Origin of the sequence: Aeromonas mytilicola subsp. aquatica (assembly GCF_044336385.1) — a bacterium.
GTDB classification, from domain to species: domain Bacteria; phylum Pseudomonadota; class Gammaproteobacteria; order Enterobacterales; family Aeromonadaceae; genus Aeromonas; species Aeromonas rivipollensis.
In genome coordinates this window covers 3,583,181-3,596,801 of sequence record NZ_CP172298.1, presented here as the reverse complement: position 1 = coordinate 3,596,801, position 13,621 = coordinate 3,583,181, and the positions used below count along the sequence as shown (strand labels likewise).

Below are 13,621 nucleotides of genomic sequence, written 5' to 3'. Positions count from 1 at the left end.
TCCGGACTTAGTGGCTGCCCTGACCACCGGTGTCGGCGGCATGGTTTTGCAGGTACTTGAGCAGGGTGCGCTCCTCTTCCTTGCTGAGGCGGTAGTAGGCAGACATCGCCTTGAGCCCCGAGATCCAGCCGTTGGCGGTGAAGTGAGCGGGATCCGGCGCGCCGTGGCAGGAGTTGCAGGTGGACTTGTACATCTCGCCGGCATAATCCCAGATGGGCTTGAGGGAGGGCTCGAGCCCCTTGCCATCGACCCAGGCCTGCACCTGCACCTGCTCCCACTGGATATGGGTGGCGCTGTCGGTCTCCTGCTTGAGGACTTTCTCGCTTGTTTTCAGCTCGTCACGGACTGTGGCCACGAAGACCCGCTTGCCCATGTATTCGCTCAGCACCCGGCCCTTGCCTTCGCGCTCGCGCCACCCTTCGATGGTCACCTTGAGGCGATCGCCGCTGCGGGCAATGACGTCGATGCGGGAGGCGGGCAGCAGCTTGCCGACGGGATCAGTGCTCTGCTCGCTGGCGTAGAGGTCTTTTTCACCCAGGGTGTAGAGGGTGTCACCGGTAGGCGCCTGCTGGGCTTCGCTGGCCAGGGTGGCGTAGGTGGCCCTGAAGCCCCCCGCCATATTGGGTAGTTCGTGGGCTATGCCCTTGTGGCACTCGATGCAGTTCATGTTCTTAGCTGCGGCATCCTTCATGGCCAGGGCGGCGGCGGGGGATTGCTTGGCGTGATCCATGTTGTCGTAGCTGTGGCAGGACTTGCAGGTCTTGGAGTTCTGGCTGCTCATCCGGGCCCACACCTTCTCGGCCAGGTGCAGGCGCCTGTCCTCGAACTTCTCCTGGGTGTCGATGCTGTGGCCTATGTACTCCTGATAGAGGTCATTGGCCGCCTCCATCTTGCGGGCCACCTTGCCGACAAAGTCTTTCGGCTGGTGACAGTCGGTACAGACAGCCTGGACGCCGGAGGCATTCTTGAAGTGGATGGACTCCTTGTACTCCGGATAGACGGTGTCCTTCATGGAGTGGCAGGAGATGCAGAACTCGAGGCTGCTGGTCTTCTCGAAGCCGTAATGCAGGCCGACGGTACCGGCCAGGGTGACCCCGACGCCGGCCAGAAGCAGCGCCAGCACCGACCAGCGGCGGCTGGGTGTGCGCAGGAAGTGCCACAGTTTTTTCATAGCTGTCTCTCATCATCATGACTTTTTGATGAGGGCCATGATAGGGAGAGGCTGTGAACAGGGTTGTCGCCACAAATTAACGAAATAGGGGTATTTATGACAAAATGTGAATAGAATAATCCTCCCTTGTCGACCTTCGTGAACCCTGCCCATGAGCTACCACATTCTGGTTGTTGAAGATGATGCGGTTACCCGCGAGAAGCTGACCGGCTATTTCGAGCGGGAGGGCTATCGGGTGACGGCGGTGGAAAACGGCCAGGAGATGCGGGCCGTGCTGGCACAGCAGGAGGTCGATCTGGTGATGCTGGACATCAACCTGCCGGGGGAAGATGGCCTGCTGCTGACCCGCGAGCTGAGGGCGCGCAGCACTGTCGGGATCATACTGGTCACCGGCCGCAGCGATGCGGTGGACCGGATAGTCGGCCTGGAGATGGGGGCCGATGACTATGTCACCAAGCCGTTCGAGCTGCGGGAGTTGCTGGTGCGGGTCAAGAACCTGCTGTGGCGGATCTCGTTAGCGGCGCCTGCCACCCGAGTCGCCGAGCCCCTCGACGACGCTGTCTATTTCGGCCCCTGGCGCTTCGATATTCCCCGCCGCCAGCTCAGCAAGGACGGGGTGCCGGTGCGCCTGACCAAGGCCGAATACGAGGTGCTGGTGGCCTTTGTCGCCCACCCCGGGCGGGTGCTGAGCCGGGAGCGGATCCTGACCCTTATCAGCCACCGTGGCGATGGCCCGAGCGATCGCACCATAGACGTGCTGATCCGGCGGCTGCGGGGCAAGATGGAGCTGGATCCCCGGGATCCCCAGCTCTTTGTCACCGTCCACGGGGAAGGCTATCTGTTTGCCGGCGAGCTGGCCCCCTGAGTCAGCTGGCGGGGCTAATGGTCTGCGGGGGCTGCACCGACCCGGTAGACGGGGCGAAATGCCCCATCGGAGAGGGAGTCGCCGGTATCGGCCAGGGGGCCATCCAGGGTCAGAATGGGTGGCCCCATCACCCGCGGGCACTGCTGCTCGCCCGCCTCGGGATGCTGTAGCAGGCAGACGGCCTGGGCCACGGCGAGGCGGCCTTGCAGCCGCATCTGATCGCTGTTGGCCGCCAGCATCTTGCCCCGCAGCAGGCCGCGCTGCACCCCGTGACTGAAGTAGGTGCTGAGCACTTTGGGGTGGTCGAGATGGCGCTGCGCCAGTTCGTTCACCGCCACTTCGGCGGCAATAGCCCCCCCCACCAGATAGTCGAGGTCCGGGTGGCGGGCCAGGGTCTGCTGCACCAGGGTGCGCTGGATCTCGCGGCTGTTGTCGCCGCGGGCCGTGGTCACCAGCTTGATGGCGCTCCCCCGGATGGCATCGGCAAAGCCGGGCTCGACCACGTTGTTGCCACCGCTGCTCTTGGGGCCCGGGAACAGGGCCACCGAGACGGGTTGGCTGCCCGCCGGGTGACGCAGTGCCAGCCAGTGCCCCATCTGCCAGCCCATCTGATACCAGGAGACGCCCACCTTGGCTTGCACCAGGCCAGCGGGCAGATCGTTGACCAGGCCGAATACCGGCAGCGGGCTGGCGGTGATTGCCTCCCTCAGTCCCTCATGACTCACGGCGCCGAGCAGGATGGCGTCGCTCCCCTCCCTCAGGCACTGCTGCAACTGCTGGCGCTGCTCGGCCAGGGCACCGTAGCCTCCCGCCTCGTGGATCCGCAAGCTGACCCCCAGCCGTGTCGCCTCTTCCACCATGCCCTGATTGACCGACAGCCAGTAGGCGTCCCGCAGATGGGGATAGAGGGCGCACAGGGTCAGGGGTTTGGTTGTGGCGGCGGGTTCCGGCCACTGCTGGCGCACGGGCTGGCCGCCAAACTCGCCACCTGGCCAGTGATCCACCTCGAAGGCGAGCAGGGGGCCAGGGAGCAGCATGAGCAACAGTGAGAGATAGACGCTTCGCATGACCCGGGGTTTTGTTAAAGTGTGGGCCCACATTATCCGGTCAAAGCCGGCCACAACCAAGGTGCTGAGCGTGAGAATCTTTTCCGGCCTGGGAGGCAGGCTGCTGCTGGCCTTCTCCCTGATGGCGCTGCTGACCCTGAGCGCCTCCCTGCTCGGGTGGATTGGGCTCACCCACCTGCGCCAGCTGGAGCAGGGGGTGCAACAGACCCTGGCCGATCAGGAGCGGGCCCGTACCCTGGCGCGCCTGAGCGGCGAGATCCAGAGCGCGTCCCATCTGCTGGCCACGGCGACCAGCGAGGCGGAGCGTGAGCATCAGGGGCGCTTGCTCACCCTGCAGGGGCAGCAGATGCAGCGCCTGCTGGCCCAGCTCGGCGGTGAGGGGGAGAGGCAGGTGCAGGAGCAGCTCCATCCCCTGAGCCAGGCCATCATAGGCAACCTGGGGCAGCAGGGCTGGCTGGTGGGGGAGCGCCTGACCCTGATGGCGCAAGGTGACGCCCTGCGCGCTCGCCTGGTGACCGCGGCCGGCGAGGTGGCCGAGCTTGCCCGCAGCCAGATGGAGAATGCCGAAACCGTGATGGTGGCGGGGCTCGGCTCCCTCTACCCCTTGCAGGGGCGCGCCGCCGCCGCGGCGATAGACAGGTTGCTGGAGCAGGATCTCGACTGGCTGGAGCAGATGACGGAGCTGCGGCACAGAACCCTGATGCAGCAGCAGCGCATCGAGGAGATCTGGCGCGGCGAGCGGCAGGAGCGCTTGCAGGGACTGTTGCGGGATGGACAGCGGGAGCTGGCAATCTTGCAGCTGCGCGCGGGGGCAGTGACGGATCCGGCGCGCCGCCAGGGGGTGGAGCAGGCGCTCGCCGTGCTGGCGCAGAGCGACCAGCTGGTGCAGCTACGCAGCGACTGGCTCGGCAAGGGGGAGGCGCTGCGGGTGCTGGCCAGCGCCAATGAGGCCTTGATGAGCAGCCTCAACCAGCAGGTGGATAACCTGGTCAACCGTGCCCGCGACTCCCTGGGGGAGAGCCAGCAGGCGTTAAGCCAGCGTCTCAAGCTGCTGGAGCAGGCCCTGATGGGGATAGGCCTGCTCACCCTGGTGCTGCTGATGCTGTTGATGTGGCGCATGGTCTACGGCCGCATCGTCTGGCCGCTGCAACACGCGGTAGCGGGGATGAGCCGGTTGGCGCGTGGGGATCTGGCCCCCCTGGACCCGATCGTCGGGGCGGGTAGTGACGAGCTGGCGGAGCTGGGGCATGCCCTGCAGGTGTTTCGTGACAATGCGGTCGAGCTGGGTCGCTACCAGCGGGAGCTGGAGTTGCGGGTGGTGGAGCGCACCCGCCAGCTCAGCCATGCCAACCTGCGCCTCAACGAAGAGGTGGAGAACCAGCGCCTGGCCCGCGCCGAGGCGGAGCAGGCCAATAGGGCCAAGTCGGTCTTCCTCGCCACCATGAGTCATGAAATTCGCACCCCCATGAACGGCATTCTGGGGGGGCTGACCCTGCTGGAGGATACCCATCTCAACGAGACCCAGCGGCGCTATCTGGCCGCCATAGAGCACAGCGGCGAATCCTTGCTGGAGATCCTCAACGACATCCTCGATTACTCCAAGATTGAGGCAGGCCACGTGGAGGCGCGCCGGGAACCCTTCCCGCTGCATCAGCTGGTGGATGAGCTGAGCGCCCTGTTCAGGCCCAAGGCAGAGGCCAGGGGAGTGGCCCTGGTGCTGGAATATGCCCCCGCCCTGCCCCCCGTGGTGGAAGGGGATCTGGGCAAGCTGCGCCAGGTGCTCGGTAACCTCTTGGGCAACGCGGTCAAGTTCACCGCCAGGGGGCGGATCTGCCTCGAGGTGAGCCCCCTCCCATGCGGTGGCCCCTGCGCCGAACCCTGCATCCTGTTCGTGGTGAGCGATACCGGTCCCGGCATTCCGGAGCATGAGCAGGAGGCGGTGTTCGAGGCGTTCCGCCAGCGCAAGCGGGACATGGGCCACCAGGGGGGCACAGGGCTCGGGCTTGCCATCAGTCGCAAGCTGGTGGTCGCCATGGGGGGCGAGCTGTGCCTCGCCAGCCGGCCCGGGGAGGGTTGCCGCTTCAGCTTCAGCCTGCCCCTGCAACGCTCGGCCGCCCAGTTGCCGGCTGCGGCCCAGCCGCTGCATCTCGGCCAGCCTCGCGAGATCCTGCTGGTGGAGGACAACGAGATCAACCGACTGGTGGCGCAGGGCATGCTGGTGCGCCTAGGCCACAGTGTCACCCTGGCGGAAGACGGGCGATCGGCCCTGGCTCGGGTGACAGAGCGGGGTTTCGATCTGGCGCTGCTCGACATCAATCTGCCGGACATGGATGGCCTGACCCTGCGCGAGGATCTGGCCGCCATCAGCGAGGAGGTGCACGAGCGCCCCCTGCCCGCCATCGCCATCTCGGCCCAGATGTACCCCGAGGATATCCGTCTCTGTCTGGAGGCGGGCTTTGCGGACTTTGTCGGCAAACCGGTGCGTCTGGCGGCGCTGGCCAGCGCCATCGACCGGCAGTTCCAGGGAGAGACAACGCAGGCCCCGCCGGGCGCGAGGGAGGGCACCGTCAACCCGCCCGCCCCCCAGGCCGCCAACCCAGTGCTGGACGCGGATCTGGCCTTGCTCGGCAGCCAGCGCATCCGTCAGCTCATCGGATTGTTTGAATCCCAGGGGGCGGTCCTGGTGGCCGCGCTGGTGCGGTGCGAGGGGGAGGAGCGCAAGGGGATGGCCCACAAGCTCAAGGGCAGTGCCCTGGCGCTCGGGCTGGATGACTTTGCCGCGCAGTGTGCCGCCCTGGAGGCGGGGGAGGGTGATCCTGCGGGGCTGGCCGGGGAGTTCGATGCGGCGGTGGCGACGCTCAAGGCGTGGCAGGAGAGGCAGCTGCCAACCCCGGCATGATCCTCAGCCTGGTCTGCTGCCGACGGTTTCTCCGCCGCTTTCTTCCTGCTCCTCGTCTCTATAGAGCGCCTGCTTGCAGCGGGGGCAGATGTGCTGGCGCCGGTAGTCGGCCTGGTGCACCACCCCCACCTCGAGCTGCTGATGGTGGCCGCAATGGATGCAGAAGATGATATCGCCATCGACGGCCTCGGGGTGGGCCGCCAGGTACTGCGCCCGGGTGGGCAGCGCCTCCCAGCTGGTGGGGCAGGCGCCCTTGCGACTGCCGGTGTAGTAGACCCAATAGAAGATGGCAAAGACAGCGACAATCACAAACAGCATCAGATGATCCATGGTGGAGTTCCCCCTTGTGGTGAGAGAGGCAAATGCAGGGCTCTGGTATGACCCTGTGCGCCAAAGGGCCCTGCCGTTGCCAGCCCATGGCCGCTCGCCAGGCTTCGCAACCGCTGTGCTGTCTAAAGATGTTATCTGTTAGTAAATGCTATATCCATGATCTGGCTCTGGTTTTTGCCCTTCACTGGGGAAGACTCGGAGTGTGAGCCAGGCAGGAGCATCGGGCGCCTGAGGAGGGGCTGAGCCAGCGCAGGGCGCATGGGGCCCGCGAGAGGCAAGGGGGAAGAGGGGCGTCCGGCTTCGAAAATTGCGACGTATTTTACATTTTATAAACAAGTTTTTGGGTGGTTGGACTGTCTCTTTGATCCAGCTCACGTTACAATGCGCGGGCCCACTTCACCTATCGCGCAAACGATTTTCAGGAGATAAACGGATGTTGAAACGTGACATGACCATCGCCGGCTATGATCCAGAGCTGTGGCAGGCCATCACAGACGAAACCCGTCGTCAGGAAGAACATATCGAGCTGATCGCGTCTGAGAACTACACCAGCCCACGCGTCATGGAAGCCCAAGGCTCCCAATTGACCAACAAGTACGCTGAAGGCTACCCGGCCAAGCGTTACTACGGCGGTTGCGAGTACGTCGACGTGGTCGAAACCCTGGCCATCGAGCGCGCCAAGGAACTGTTTGGTGCCACCTATGCCAACGTGCAGCCGCACTCCGGCTCCCAGGCCAACAGCGCCGTCTACATGGCCCTGCTGCAGCCGGGCGACACAGTGCTGGGCATGAACCTGGCCCACGGTGGTCACCTGACCCACGGTTCCCCCGTCAACTTCTCCGGCAAGCTGTACAACATCATCCCCTATGGCATCGATGAGTCCGGCAAGATCGACTATGACGAGATGGAGCGCCTGGCCGTCGAGCACAAGCCGAAGATGATGATCGGCGGCTTCTCCGCCTACTCCGGCGTGGTCGACTGGGCCCGCATGCGCGAAATCGCCGACAAGATCGGTGCTTACCTGTTCGTCGACATGGCTCACGTGGCCGGTCTGATTGCCGCAGGCGTCTACCCGAACCCGGTGCCCCACGCCCACGTGGTCACCTCCACCACCCACAAGACCCTGGCCGGTCCCCGTGGTGGTCTGATCCTCTCCGCCGCTGACGACGAAGATCTCTACAAGAAGCTGAACTCTGCCGTCTTCCCGGGTGGTCAGGGTGGCCCGCTGATGCACGTCATCGCCGGCAAGGCCGTGGCCTTCAAGGAAGCGCTGGAGCCAGGGTTCAAGACCTATCAGGCCCAGGTCGTGAAAAACGCCAAGGCCATGGCTGCGACCTTCATGGAGCGCGGTTACAAGATAGTCTCCGGCGGTACCGACAACCATCTGATGCTGGTGGATCTGATCGGCCGCGAGCTGACCGGTAAAGAGGCCGATGCCGCCCTTGGCAAGGCCAACATCACCGTCAACAAGAACTCTGTGCCGAACGACCCGCGTTCCCCCTTCGTCACCTCAGGTGTGCGGATCGGTACCCCGGCCATCACCCGCCGTGGTTTCAAGGAAGCCGAGTCCATCGAGCTGACCAACTGGATCTGCGACGTGCTGGACAACCACGACAACGACGCCGTGCTGGCCACAGTTCGCGAGAAGGTGCTGGACATCTGCCGCCGTTTCCCTGTCTATGCCTGATCGGCCAGACAGCCTGGTTTGAGACCAATGCCACCTTAGGGTGGCATTGTTTTTTCTATCGCGGCCCATGGGCTGTGCACTGATGCAACAGTCCGTGTTTAACAACAGCAAGAGGAGGCATGATGACCAGTCAGATCCCGATCGCCGACGAGGAGGCTATCTCGTCCATCCGCCCCCAGTATCACTTTCGCCCGGCGCCCGAGGGGCTGCTGGCGTGGGATGTGCGCAGGCTGGTGAGGCTGAGCCGTGAGCTGCCGGTGCAGGCTGTGCCGCTCTCGCGGATTGCCGAACTGGACAGCGTGCACTGGTACGGGCATGGCAGCGTGAAACCCACTGTGCGCAGCATCATAGAACACTGCCAGCTGATGCTGGCCGCCGATCTCGCCTATCCCATCATACTGGACAGTGCCGGACGGGTGATGGATGGCATGCATAGGGTGAGCAAGGCCCTGATGCAAGGGGCTACCCAGATAGCGGCGGTACAGTTTGAGCGAGATCCGGCTCCCGACTATGTGGATTGCGATCCGGATCTGTTGCCCTACGACGACTGAGCCTGCGCCATTTCAGCCCCAATGCCACCTGCGGGTGGCATTGTTTTTTCTGGGCTTTTACCGGCTTTGGATGGCCGTGCTACACTGGCCGGCCAAGATCCTGACCCCGCGGGGCAGGTGCCTTTTCCGTTAACGCCGGAGGTCCGATGCATTGCCCTTTCTGTAGTGCGGTTGATACCAAGGTGATCGACTCCCGTCTGGTGGCAGAAGGTCATCAGGTGCGCCGCCGTCGTGAATGCCTGCTCTGCCACGAGCGCTTCACCACCTTCGAGATGGCCGAGCTGGTGATGCCCCGTGTCATCAAGTCCAACGGCTCCCGCGAGCCCTTCAATGAAGACAAGCTGCGGGCCGGCATACTGCGGGCCCTGGAGAAGCGGCCGGTGAGCATGGAGGCCATCGAAAAGGGGGTCAACCACATCAAGTCCCGGCTGCGTGCCACCGGCGAGCGCGAAGTCGCCTCCCAGCTGGTGGGCAACCTGGTGATGGATGAGCTCAAGAGCCTGGACAAGGTGGCCTATATCCGCTTCGCCTCCGTCTATCGCAGCTTCGAGGACATCCGCGAATTTGGCGAAGAGATCGCCAAGCTGGAGAAGTAATGCTATTGGGTGGGCAGGTGATATGCGCTTCGTTTCCACCTATCGCAGCTTCGAGGACATCCGCCTTGTTTATGACAAGAAGCGGTGAAGAGATCGCCAAGCTGGAGAAGTAAGCTTCCCAATGTCCGATTACGCTGCGCTAATCGAACCTACAACGCCCATTTTCTCGCTTTGAACGGGAGCCCAGATGTTTAGTCAAGATGATTACCAGTGGATGAGTCGGGCCCTCGAACTGGCCCGCCGCGGTCGTTACACCACGGCCCCCAATCCCTGTGTCGGCGCCGTGCTGGTGAAGGCCGGGGTTGTGGTGGGGGAGGGTTGGCACCAGCGTGCCGGTGAACCCCATGCCGAGGTCTATGCCCTCCATGCCGCCGGGGAAGAGGCCCGCGGCGCCACCGCCTATGTGACCCTGGAGCCCTGCTCCCATCACGGTCGCACCCCTCCCTGCGCCGAGGCGCTGATCAAGGCCGGCGTGACCCGGGTGGTCGCCGCCATGGTGGATCCCAATCCCCAGGTGGGGGGACGCGGCCTGCGCATGCTCTCCGAGGCGGGCATCAAGACCGACTTCGGCCTGCTCAGCGCCGAGGCCGAGGCCCTCAACCCGGGCTTCTTCAAGCGGATGCGCACCGCCTTCCCGCAGGTGACGGTCAAGCTCGGTGCCAGCCTGGACGGTCGCACCGCCATGGCGAGCGGCGAGAGCCAGTGGATCACCTCCCCGGAGGCGCGCCGCGACGTGCAGCGGCTGCGTGCCCGCCACGATGCTGTGCTCTCCAGCGCCGAGACTGTGCTGGCCGACGGCGCCTCCCTCAACGTGCGCTGGGACGAGCTGCCAGCCTCGGTCAAGGCAAGCTATCCCAGGGAGACCCTGCGCCAGCCGTTGCGGGTCATCGTCGATTCCCAGAACCGGCTCACCCCTGATCTGCCCCTGTTCCAGAGCGAGAGTCCGGTGCTGCTGGCCCGTCACAAGGTCGACGGGGACTGGCCTGCCTGGGTGCAGCAGCTGACCCTGCCGCTGCTGGATGGCAAGCTGGATCTGGTGAGCCTCTTCATGCTGCTGGCCAAGCAGAACATCAACTCTGTGCTGGTGGAGGCGGGCCCAAGGCTGTGCGGCGCCCTGCTGGCCAAGGGGCTGGTGGACGAGCTGGTGCTCTATCAGGCCCCCAAGCTGCTGGGGGATGAGGGGCGTGGCCTGTTCCACCTGCCGGAGTTGACCAAGCTGTTCCAGGCCCCCAAGCTCCAGCTCAAGGATGTGCGTCTGGTGGGGCAGGACATTCGCATCACAGCGAAAATTGCCTGATTTTTCACTGTCTATCGGGGCCGGTTCGGCCCCGTCATCATCAAGGTGATCTGCATGTTTACCGGAATTATCGAAGCCATGGGCACCCTGGCCGCCCTGCGCCGCCAGGGGGATGACATGGCCCTCACCGTCCATGCGCCGACCCTGGACTTTGGCGACGTCAAGCTGGGCGACTCCATCGCCACCAACGGCGTCTGCCTGACGGTGGTGGCCCTGGGGGACAAGAGCTACACCGCGGACGTTTCCCTTGAGACCCTCTCTCGCACCGGTTTTGCCGAGGCCAAGGTGGGGGATCCGGTGAATCTCGAGAAGGCGCTGATGCCGAGCTCCCGCCTCGGCGGCCACCTGGTCTCGGGCCATGTCGATGGCATAGGCGAGGTGAAGAGCAAGTCCAGCAGCGGCCGCGCCATCGAGTACTGGATCCAGGCGCCACAGGAACTTTCTCGCTACATAGCCGAGAAGGGGTCTATTGCGGTGGATGGCATCAGCCTGACGGTCAACGCCGTGCAGGGGGATCTCTTTCGCCTGACCATAGTGCCCCATACGGCGCAGGAAACCACCATAGCCCGCTGGAAACCGGGCCACAGGGTGAACCTGGAGGTGGATCAAATCGCCCGCTATCTGGAGCGGCTGATGCAGGGCAGGGCGCAGGAGCAGGGCGGATCCAGCCTGACCCTGGAGACTCTGGCCCGATCCGGGTTTATCTGACAGGCAGGCGAGCGGGCAAAATACGGTTCTGTGATCCCGCTCCGATTGAAATGGGGCCCCGCGCCCCCATCTAGCACACAATGATGCAGTATCAAGCCGAGCCGGCAGGCTCAATTCCCCAAGCATGTTGATGGAGTAGCCCATGGCGCTGAGCACAACCCAGGAAATCATTGCCGATATCAAGGCGGGCAAGATGGTGATCCTGATGGATGACGAAGACAGGGAGAACGAAGGGGACCTCATCATGGCCGCCTCCTGTGTCCGTCCGGAGGATATCAACTTCATGGCCCGTTACGGCAGGGGCTTGATCTGCCTGACCCTGACCCGGGATCGCTGCAAGCAGCTGGCGCTGCCGCTGATGGTGGACAGGAACAACGCCCAGTTCTCCACCGCCTTCACCGTGACCATAGAAGCGGCCGAGGGGGTGACCACCGGCATCTCCGCCGCCGACCGCGCCGTCACCGTACAGGCCGCCGTCGCACCGAACGCCAAGGCAGCCGATCTGGTGCAGCCTGGCCACATCTTCCCGCTGATGGCCCAGGATGGCGGCGTGCTGACCCGTGCCGGCCATACCGAGGCGGGCTGCGATCTGGCCCGTCTGGCCGGTTACGAGGCGGCCTCCGTCATCGTCGAGATCCTCAACGAGGATGGGAGCATGGCGCGCCGTCCCGACCTTGAGATCTTCGCCGAGCAGCACGGCATCAAGCTCGGCACCATCGCCGACCTCATCGAGTATCGCAACCAGCACGAGACCACGGTCGAGAAGGTGGCCGAGTGCAAGCTGCCCACCGAGTTCGGGGAATTTGATCTGGTCACCTTCCGCGACACCATAGACAACCAGGTGCACTTCGCCCTCAAGAAAGGCGAGGTGAAAGCCGACCAGCCGACCCTGGTGCGGGTCCATCTGCACGACGTGCTGAGCGATCTGCTGCTGACCGACCGCCACGCCGCCCGCAGCTGGCCGCTGCCCAAATCCATGGCCCGCATCGCTGACGAAGGCGGGGTGCTGGTGATTTTGGGGGCGGAATCCCACGGCGCCGAGCTGCTGGCCCGGGTCAAGGGTTTTGAAGCCGCCGACAAGGGACTGGCACCGGAAGGAGCCAAGTGGCAGGGCACCTCGCGCCGGGTCGGCGTGGGTTCCCAGATCCTCAAGGCGCTCGGGGTCGGCAAGATGCGCCTGCTGAGCTCGCCGAAGAAATACCATGCCCTAGGCGGCTTCGGCCTTGAGGTGGTGGAGTACGTCGGCGAGTAAACGCTTTGGTACTCGTTTGACGAAATACCATCCTCGTCAGCGGCTTCGGCCTTGAGGTGTTGGAATACGTCGGCGAACAAGTCCCTGATGGCTTGAATGACTATCATGGCCGCACGTTGCGGCCATGGTTTTTTGTCGCGGCTCTGTTGTGCTAGAATGCGTGCACTTTTGGCCCCGGCCCCTATTGATTGCACAGAGACAGGATTTCCAATGAAGATTATCGAAGGAAATATCGCCGCTCCCGAGGCGCGTGTTGCTATTGTCGTTGCCCGTTTCAACAGCTTCATCAATGACAGCCTGGTGAACGGCGCGCTGGACGTGCTGAAGCGTCAAGGCCAGGTCCAGGACAGCAATCTCACCCTGGTGCGTGTGCCGGGTGCCGTCGAAATTCCCCTGGCAGCCAAGAAGCTGGCCAAGAGCGGTCAATACGACGCCATAGTCGCGCTCGGTACCGTCATCCGTGGCGGCACCTATCACTTCGAACTGGTGGCGAGCGAGAACGGCAAGGGGCTGGCCCAGGTGATGATGGAGTATGAAATTCCCGTCGCCTTCGGCGTACTGACCACTGAAAACATTGAACAAGCCATCGAGCGCGCCGGTACCAAGGCGGGTAACAAGGGTGCAGAGGCTGCACTGAGCGCGCTCGAAATGATCAACGTCCTGAAACAACTGGACGTGTAACGAGGAGAAGTACATTGAAACCGTCCGAGCGCCGTAAGGCCCGCCATTGCGCCACCCAGGCCATCTACCAGTGGCAGATGACCCAGGCCAACGTGGGCGACATCGAAGAGCAGTTCAAGATCGATCAGGACACCAAGGGTGTGGACCTGAGCTATTTCCGCGATCTGCTGTTCGGGGTAGCGGTCCACTGCAACGAGCTGGACAAGGTGTTCTCACCTTTCCTCTCCCGTCCGCTGGAAGAAGTGGACATGGTGGACAAGGCGATCCTGCGTCTGGCGACCTACGAGCTGACCCGTCGTGATGATGTGCCGCCGCGCGTGGTGATCAACGAAGCGATCGAGCTGGCCAAAGCCTTCGCCGCCGATGACAGCCACAAGTTTGTCAACGGTGTACTGGACAAGGTGATCAAGACGCTGCCCAAGCGTTGATCCCGCCGTCCATCAGCATTCAGTGCTGATAGATGCTCTGTCGCGAGAAGTCGTCAGCAAGGTGAAGGGCTGCGCAGGGGCCGGAGTGT

13 protein-coding genes are annotated in these 13,621 nt (G+C 63.8%); 10 read left to right on the top strand and 3 right to left on the bottom strand.

Annotated features, from left to right (window positions below; translation table 11 throughout):
* Positions 1-7: 7 nt before the first annotated feature.
* Entirely contained in the window at positions 8-1,171 is a 1,164-nt protein-coding gene (torC, locus tag ACFWHB_RS16475) for a pentaheme c-type cytochrome TorC (protein WP_395948867.1), read from the bottom strand.
* Positions 1,172-1,322: 151 nt separating this feature from the next.
* On the opposite strand from torC, the gene torR reads away from it, so the two are divergent.
* Complete coding sequence (gene torR, locus ACFWHB_RS16470; protein ID WP_139745181.1) at positions 1,323-2,036, top strand: two-component system response regulator TorR; 714 nt, start codon at positions 1,323-1,325, stop codon at positions 2,034-2,036.
* Between the two features lie 14 nt (positions 2,037-2,050).
* On the opposite strand, the gene torT is transcribed toward torR, so the two are convergent.
* Positions 2,051-3,103, bottom strand: coding sequence for a TMAO reductase system periplasmic protein TorT (gene torT, locus ACFWHB_RS16465; protein ID WP_395948866.1), 1,053 nt, complete (start codon positions 3,101-3,103; stop codon positions 2,051-2,053).
* Positions 3,104-3,173: 70 nt separating this feature from the next.
* Here torT and torS point away from each other — a divergent pair, with 70 nt between their 5' ends.
* Positions 3,174-6,002 (top strand): TMAO reductase system sensor histidine kinase/response regulator TorS, encoded by a 2,829-nt coding sequence (torS, locus tag ACFWHB_RS16460; RefSeq protein ID WP_395948865.1) that lies wholly within the window; start codon positions 3,174-3,176, stop codon positions 6,000-6,002.
* 3 nt (positions 6,003-6,005) lie between these two features.
* Here torS and ACFWHB_RS16455 read toward each other — a convergent pair whose 3' ends face one another.
* On the bottom strand, positions 6,006-6,332 hold the full coding sequence (locus ACFWHB_RS16455) for a hypothetical protein (protein ID WP_262108544.1): 327 nt from the start codon (positions 6,330-6,332) through the stop codon (positions 6,006-6,008).
* A gap of 433 nt (positions 6,333-6,765) precedes the next feature.
* On the opposite strand from ACFWHB_RS16455, the gene glyA reads away from it, so the two are divergent.
* The 8 genes from glyA (at position 6,766) to nusB (ending at position 13,532) form a co-directional block, all read left to right on the top strand.
* Positions 6,766-8,019, top strand: coding sequence for a serine hydroxymethyltransferase (gene glyA, locus ACFWHB_RS16450; protein WP_168234517.1), 1,254 nt, complete (start codon positions 6,766-6,768; stop codon positions 8,017-8,019).
* A gap of 122 nt (positions 8,020-8,141) precedes the next feature.
* Positions 8,142-8,570, top strand: a complete 429-nt coding sequence (locus tag ACFWHB_RS16445; RefSeq protein ID WP_395948864.1) for a hypothetical protein — start codon at positions 8,142-8,144, stop codon at positions 8,568-8,570.
* Positions 8,571-8,716: 146 nt separating this feature from the next.
* Positions 8,717-9,166, top strand: a complete 450-nt coding sequence (gene nrdR / locus ACFWHB_RS16440; protein ID WP_025326027.1) for a transcriptional regulator NrdR — start codon at positions 8,717-8,719, stop codon at positions 9,164-9,166.
* Positions 9,167-9,353: 187 nt separating this feature from the next.
* On the top strand, positions 9,354-10,463 hold the full coding sequence (ribD, locus tag ACFWHB_RS16435; protein WP_234689812.1) for a bifunctional diaminohydroxyphosphoribosylaminopyrimidine deaminase/5-amino-6-(5-phosphoribosylamino)uracil reductase RibD: 1,110 nt from the start codon (positions 9,354-9,356) through the stop codon (positions 10,461-10,463).
* A gap of 54 nt (positions 10,464-10,517) precedes the next feature.
* The gene (locus tag ACFWHB_RS16430; RefSeq protein WP_106887635.1) at positions 10,518-11,171 is read left to right on the top strand and encodes a riboflavin synthase; all 654 of its coding nucleotides are present in this window, start codon (positions 10,518-10,520) and stop codon (positions 11,169-11,171) included.
* A 142-nt stretch (positions 11,172-11,313) separates the two neighbouring features.
* Positions 11,314-12,423 carry a bifunctional 3,4-dihydroxy-2-butanone-4-phosphate synthase/GTP cyclohydrolase II gene (ribBA, locus tag ACFWHB_RS16425; protein WP_395948863.1) on the top strand — a complete coding sequence of 370 codons (1,110 nt, stop codon included), beginning with the start codon at positions 11,314-11,316 and terminating at the stop codon, positions 12,421-12,423.
* A gap of 210 nt (positions 12,424-12,633) precedes the next feature.
* Complete coding sequence (ribE, locus tag ACFWHB_RS16420) at positions 12,634-13,104, top strand: 6,7-dimethyl-8-ribityllumazine synthase (protein WP_106887633.1); 471 nt, start codon at positions 12,634-12,636, stop codon at positions 13,102-13,104.
* A 14-nt stretch (positions 13,105-13,118) separates the two neighbouring features.
* Positions 13,119-13,532, top strand: a complete 414-nt coding sequence (nusB, locus tag ACFWHB_RS16415; protein WP_025326032.1) for a transcription antitermination factor NusB — start codon at positions 13,119-13,121, stop codon at positions 13,530-13,532.
* Positions 13,533-13,621 lie beyond the last annotated feature (89 nt).

Excerpts from the sequence above, each read along its gene's own strand:
- torT (WP_395948866.1), bottom strand. The coding sequence starts at position 3,103 with ATGCGAAGCGTCTATCTCTCACTGTTGCTCATGCTGCTCCCTGGCCCC.
- ribBA (WP_395948863.1), top strand. The coding sequence starts at position 11,314 with ATGGCGCTGAGCACAACCCAGGAAATCATTGCCGATATCAAGGCGGGC.
- ribE (WP_106887633.1), top strand. The coding sequence starts at position 12,634 with ATGAAGATTATCGAAGGAAATATCGCCGCTCCCGAGGCGCGTGTTGCT.
- ACFWHB_RS16445 (WP_395948864.1), top strand. The coding sequence starts at position 8,142 with ATGACCAGTCAGATCCCGATCGCCGACGAGGAGGCTATCTCGTCCATC.
- glyA (WP_168234517.1), top strand. The coding sequence starts at position 6,766 with ATGTTGAAACGTGACATGACCATCGCCGGCTATGATCCAGAGCTGTGG.
- ACFWHB_RS16455 (WP_262108544.1), bottom strand. The coding sequence starts at position 6,332 with ATGGATCATCTGATGCTGTTTGTGATTGTCGCTGTCTTTGCCATCTTC.
- ACFWHB_RS16430 (WP_106887635.1), top strand. The coding sequence starts at position 10,518 with ATGTTTACCGGAATTATCGAAGCCATGGGCACCCTGGCCGCCCTGCGC.
- nrdR (WP_025326027.1), top strand. The coding sequence starts at position 8,717 with ATGCATTGCCCTTTCTGTAGTGCGGTTGATACCAAGGTGATCGACTCC.
- torC (WP_395948867.1), bottom strand. The coding sequence starts at position 1,171 with ATGAAAAAACTGTGGCACTTCCTGCGCACACCCAGCCGCCGCTGGTCG.
- torR (WP_139745181.1), top strand. The coding sequence starts at position 1,323 with ATGAGCTACCACATTCTGGTTGTTGAAGATGATGCGGTTACCCGCGAG.
- ribD (WP_234689812.1), top strand. The coding sequence starts at position 9,354 with ATGTTTAGTCAAGATGATTACCAGTGGATGAGTCGGGCCCTCGAACTG.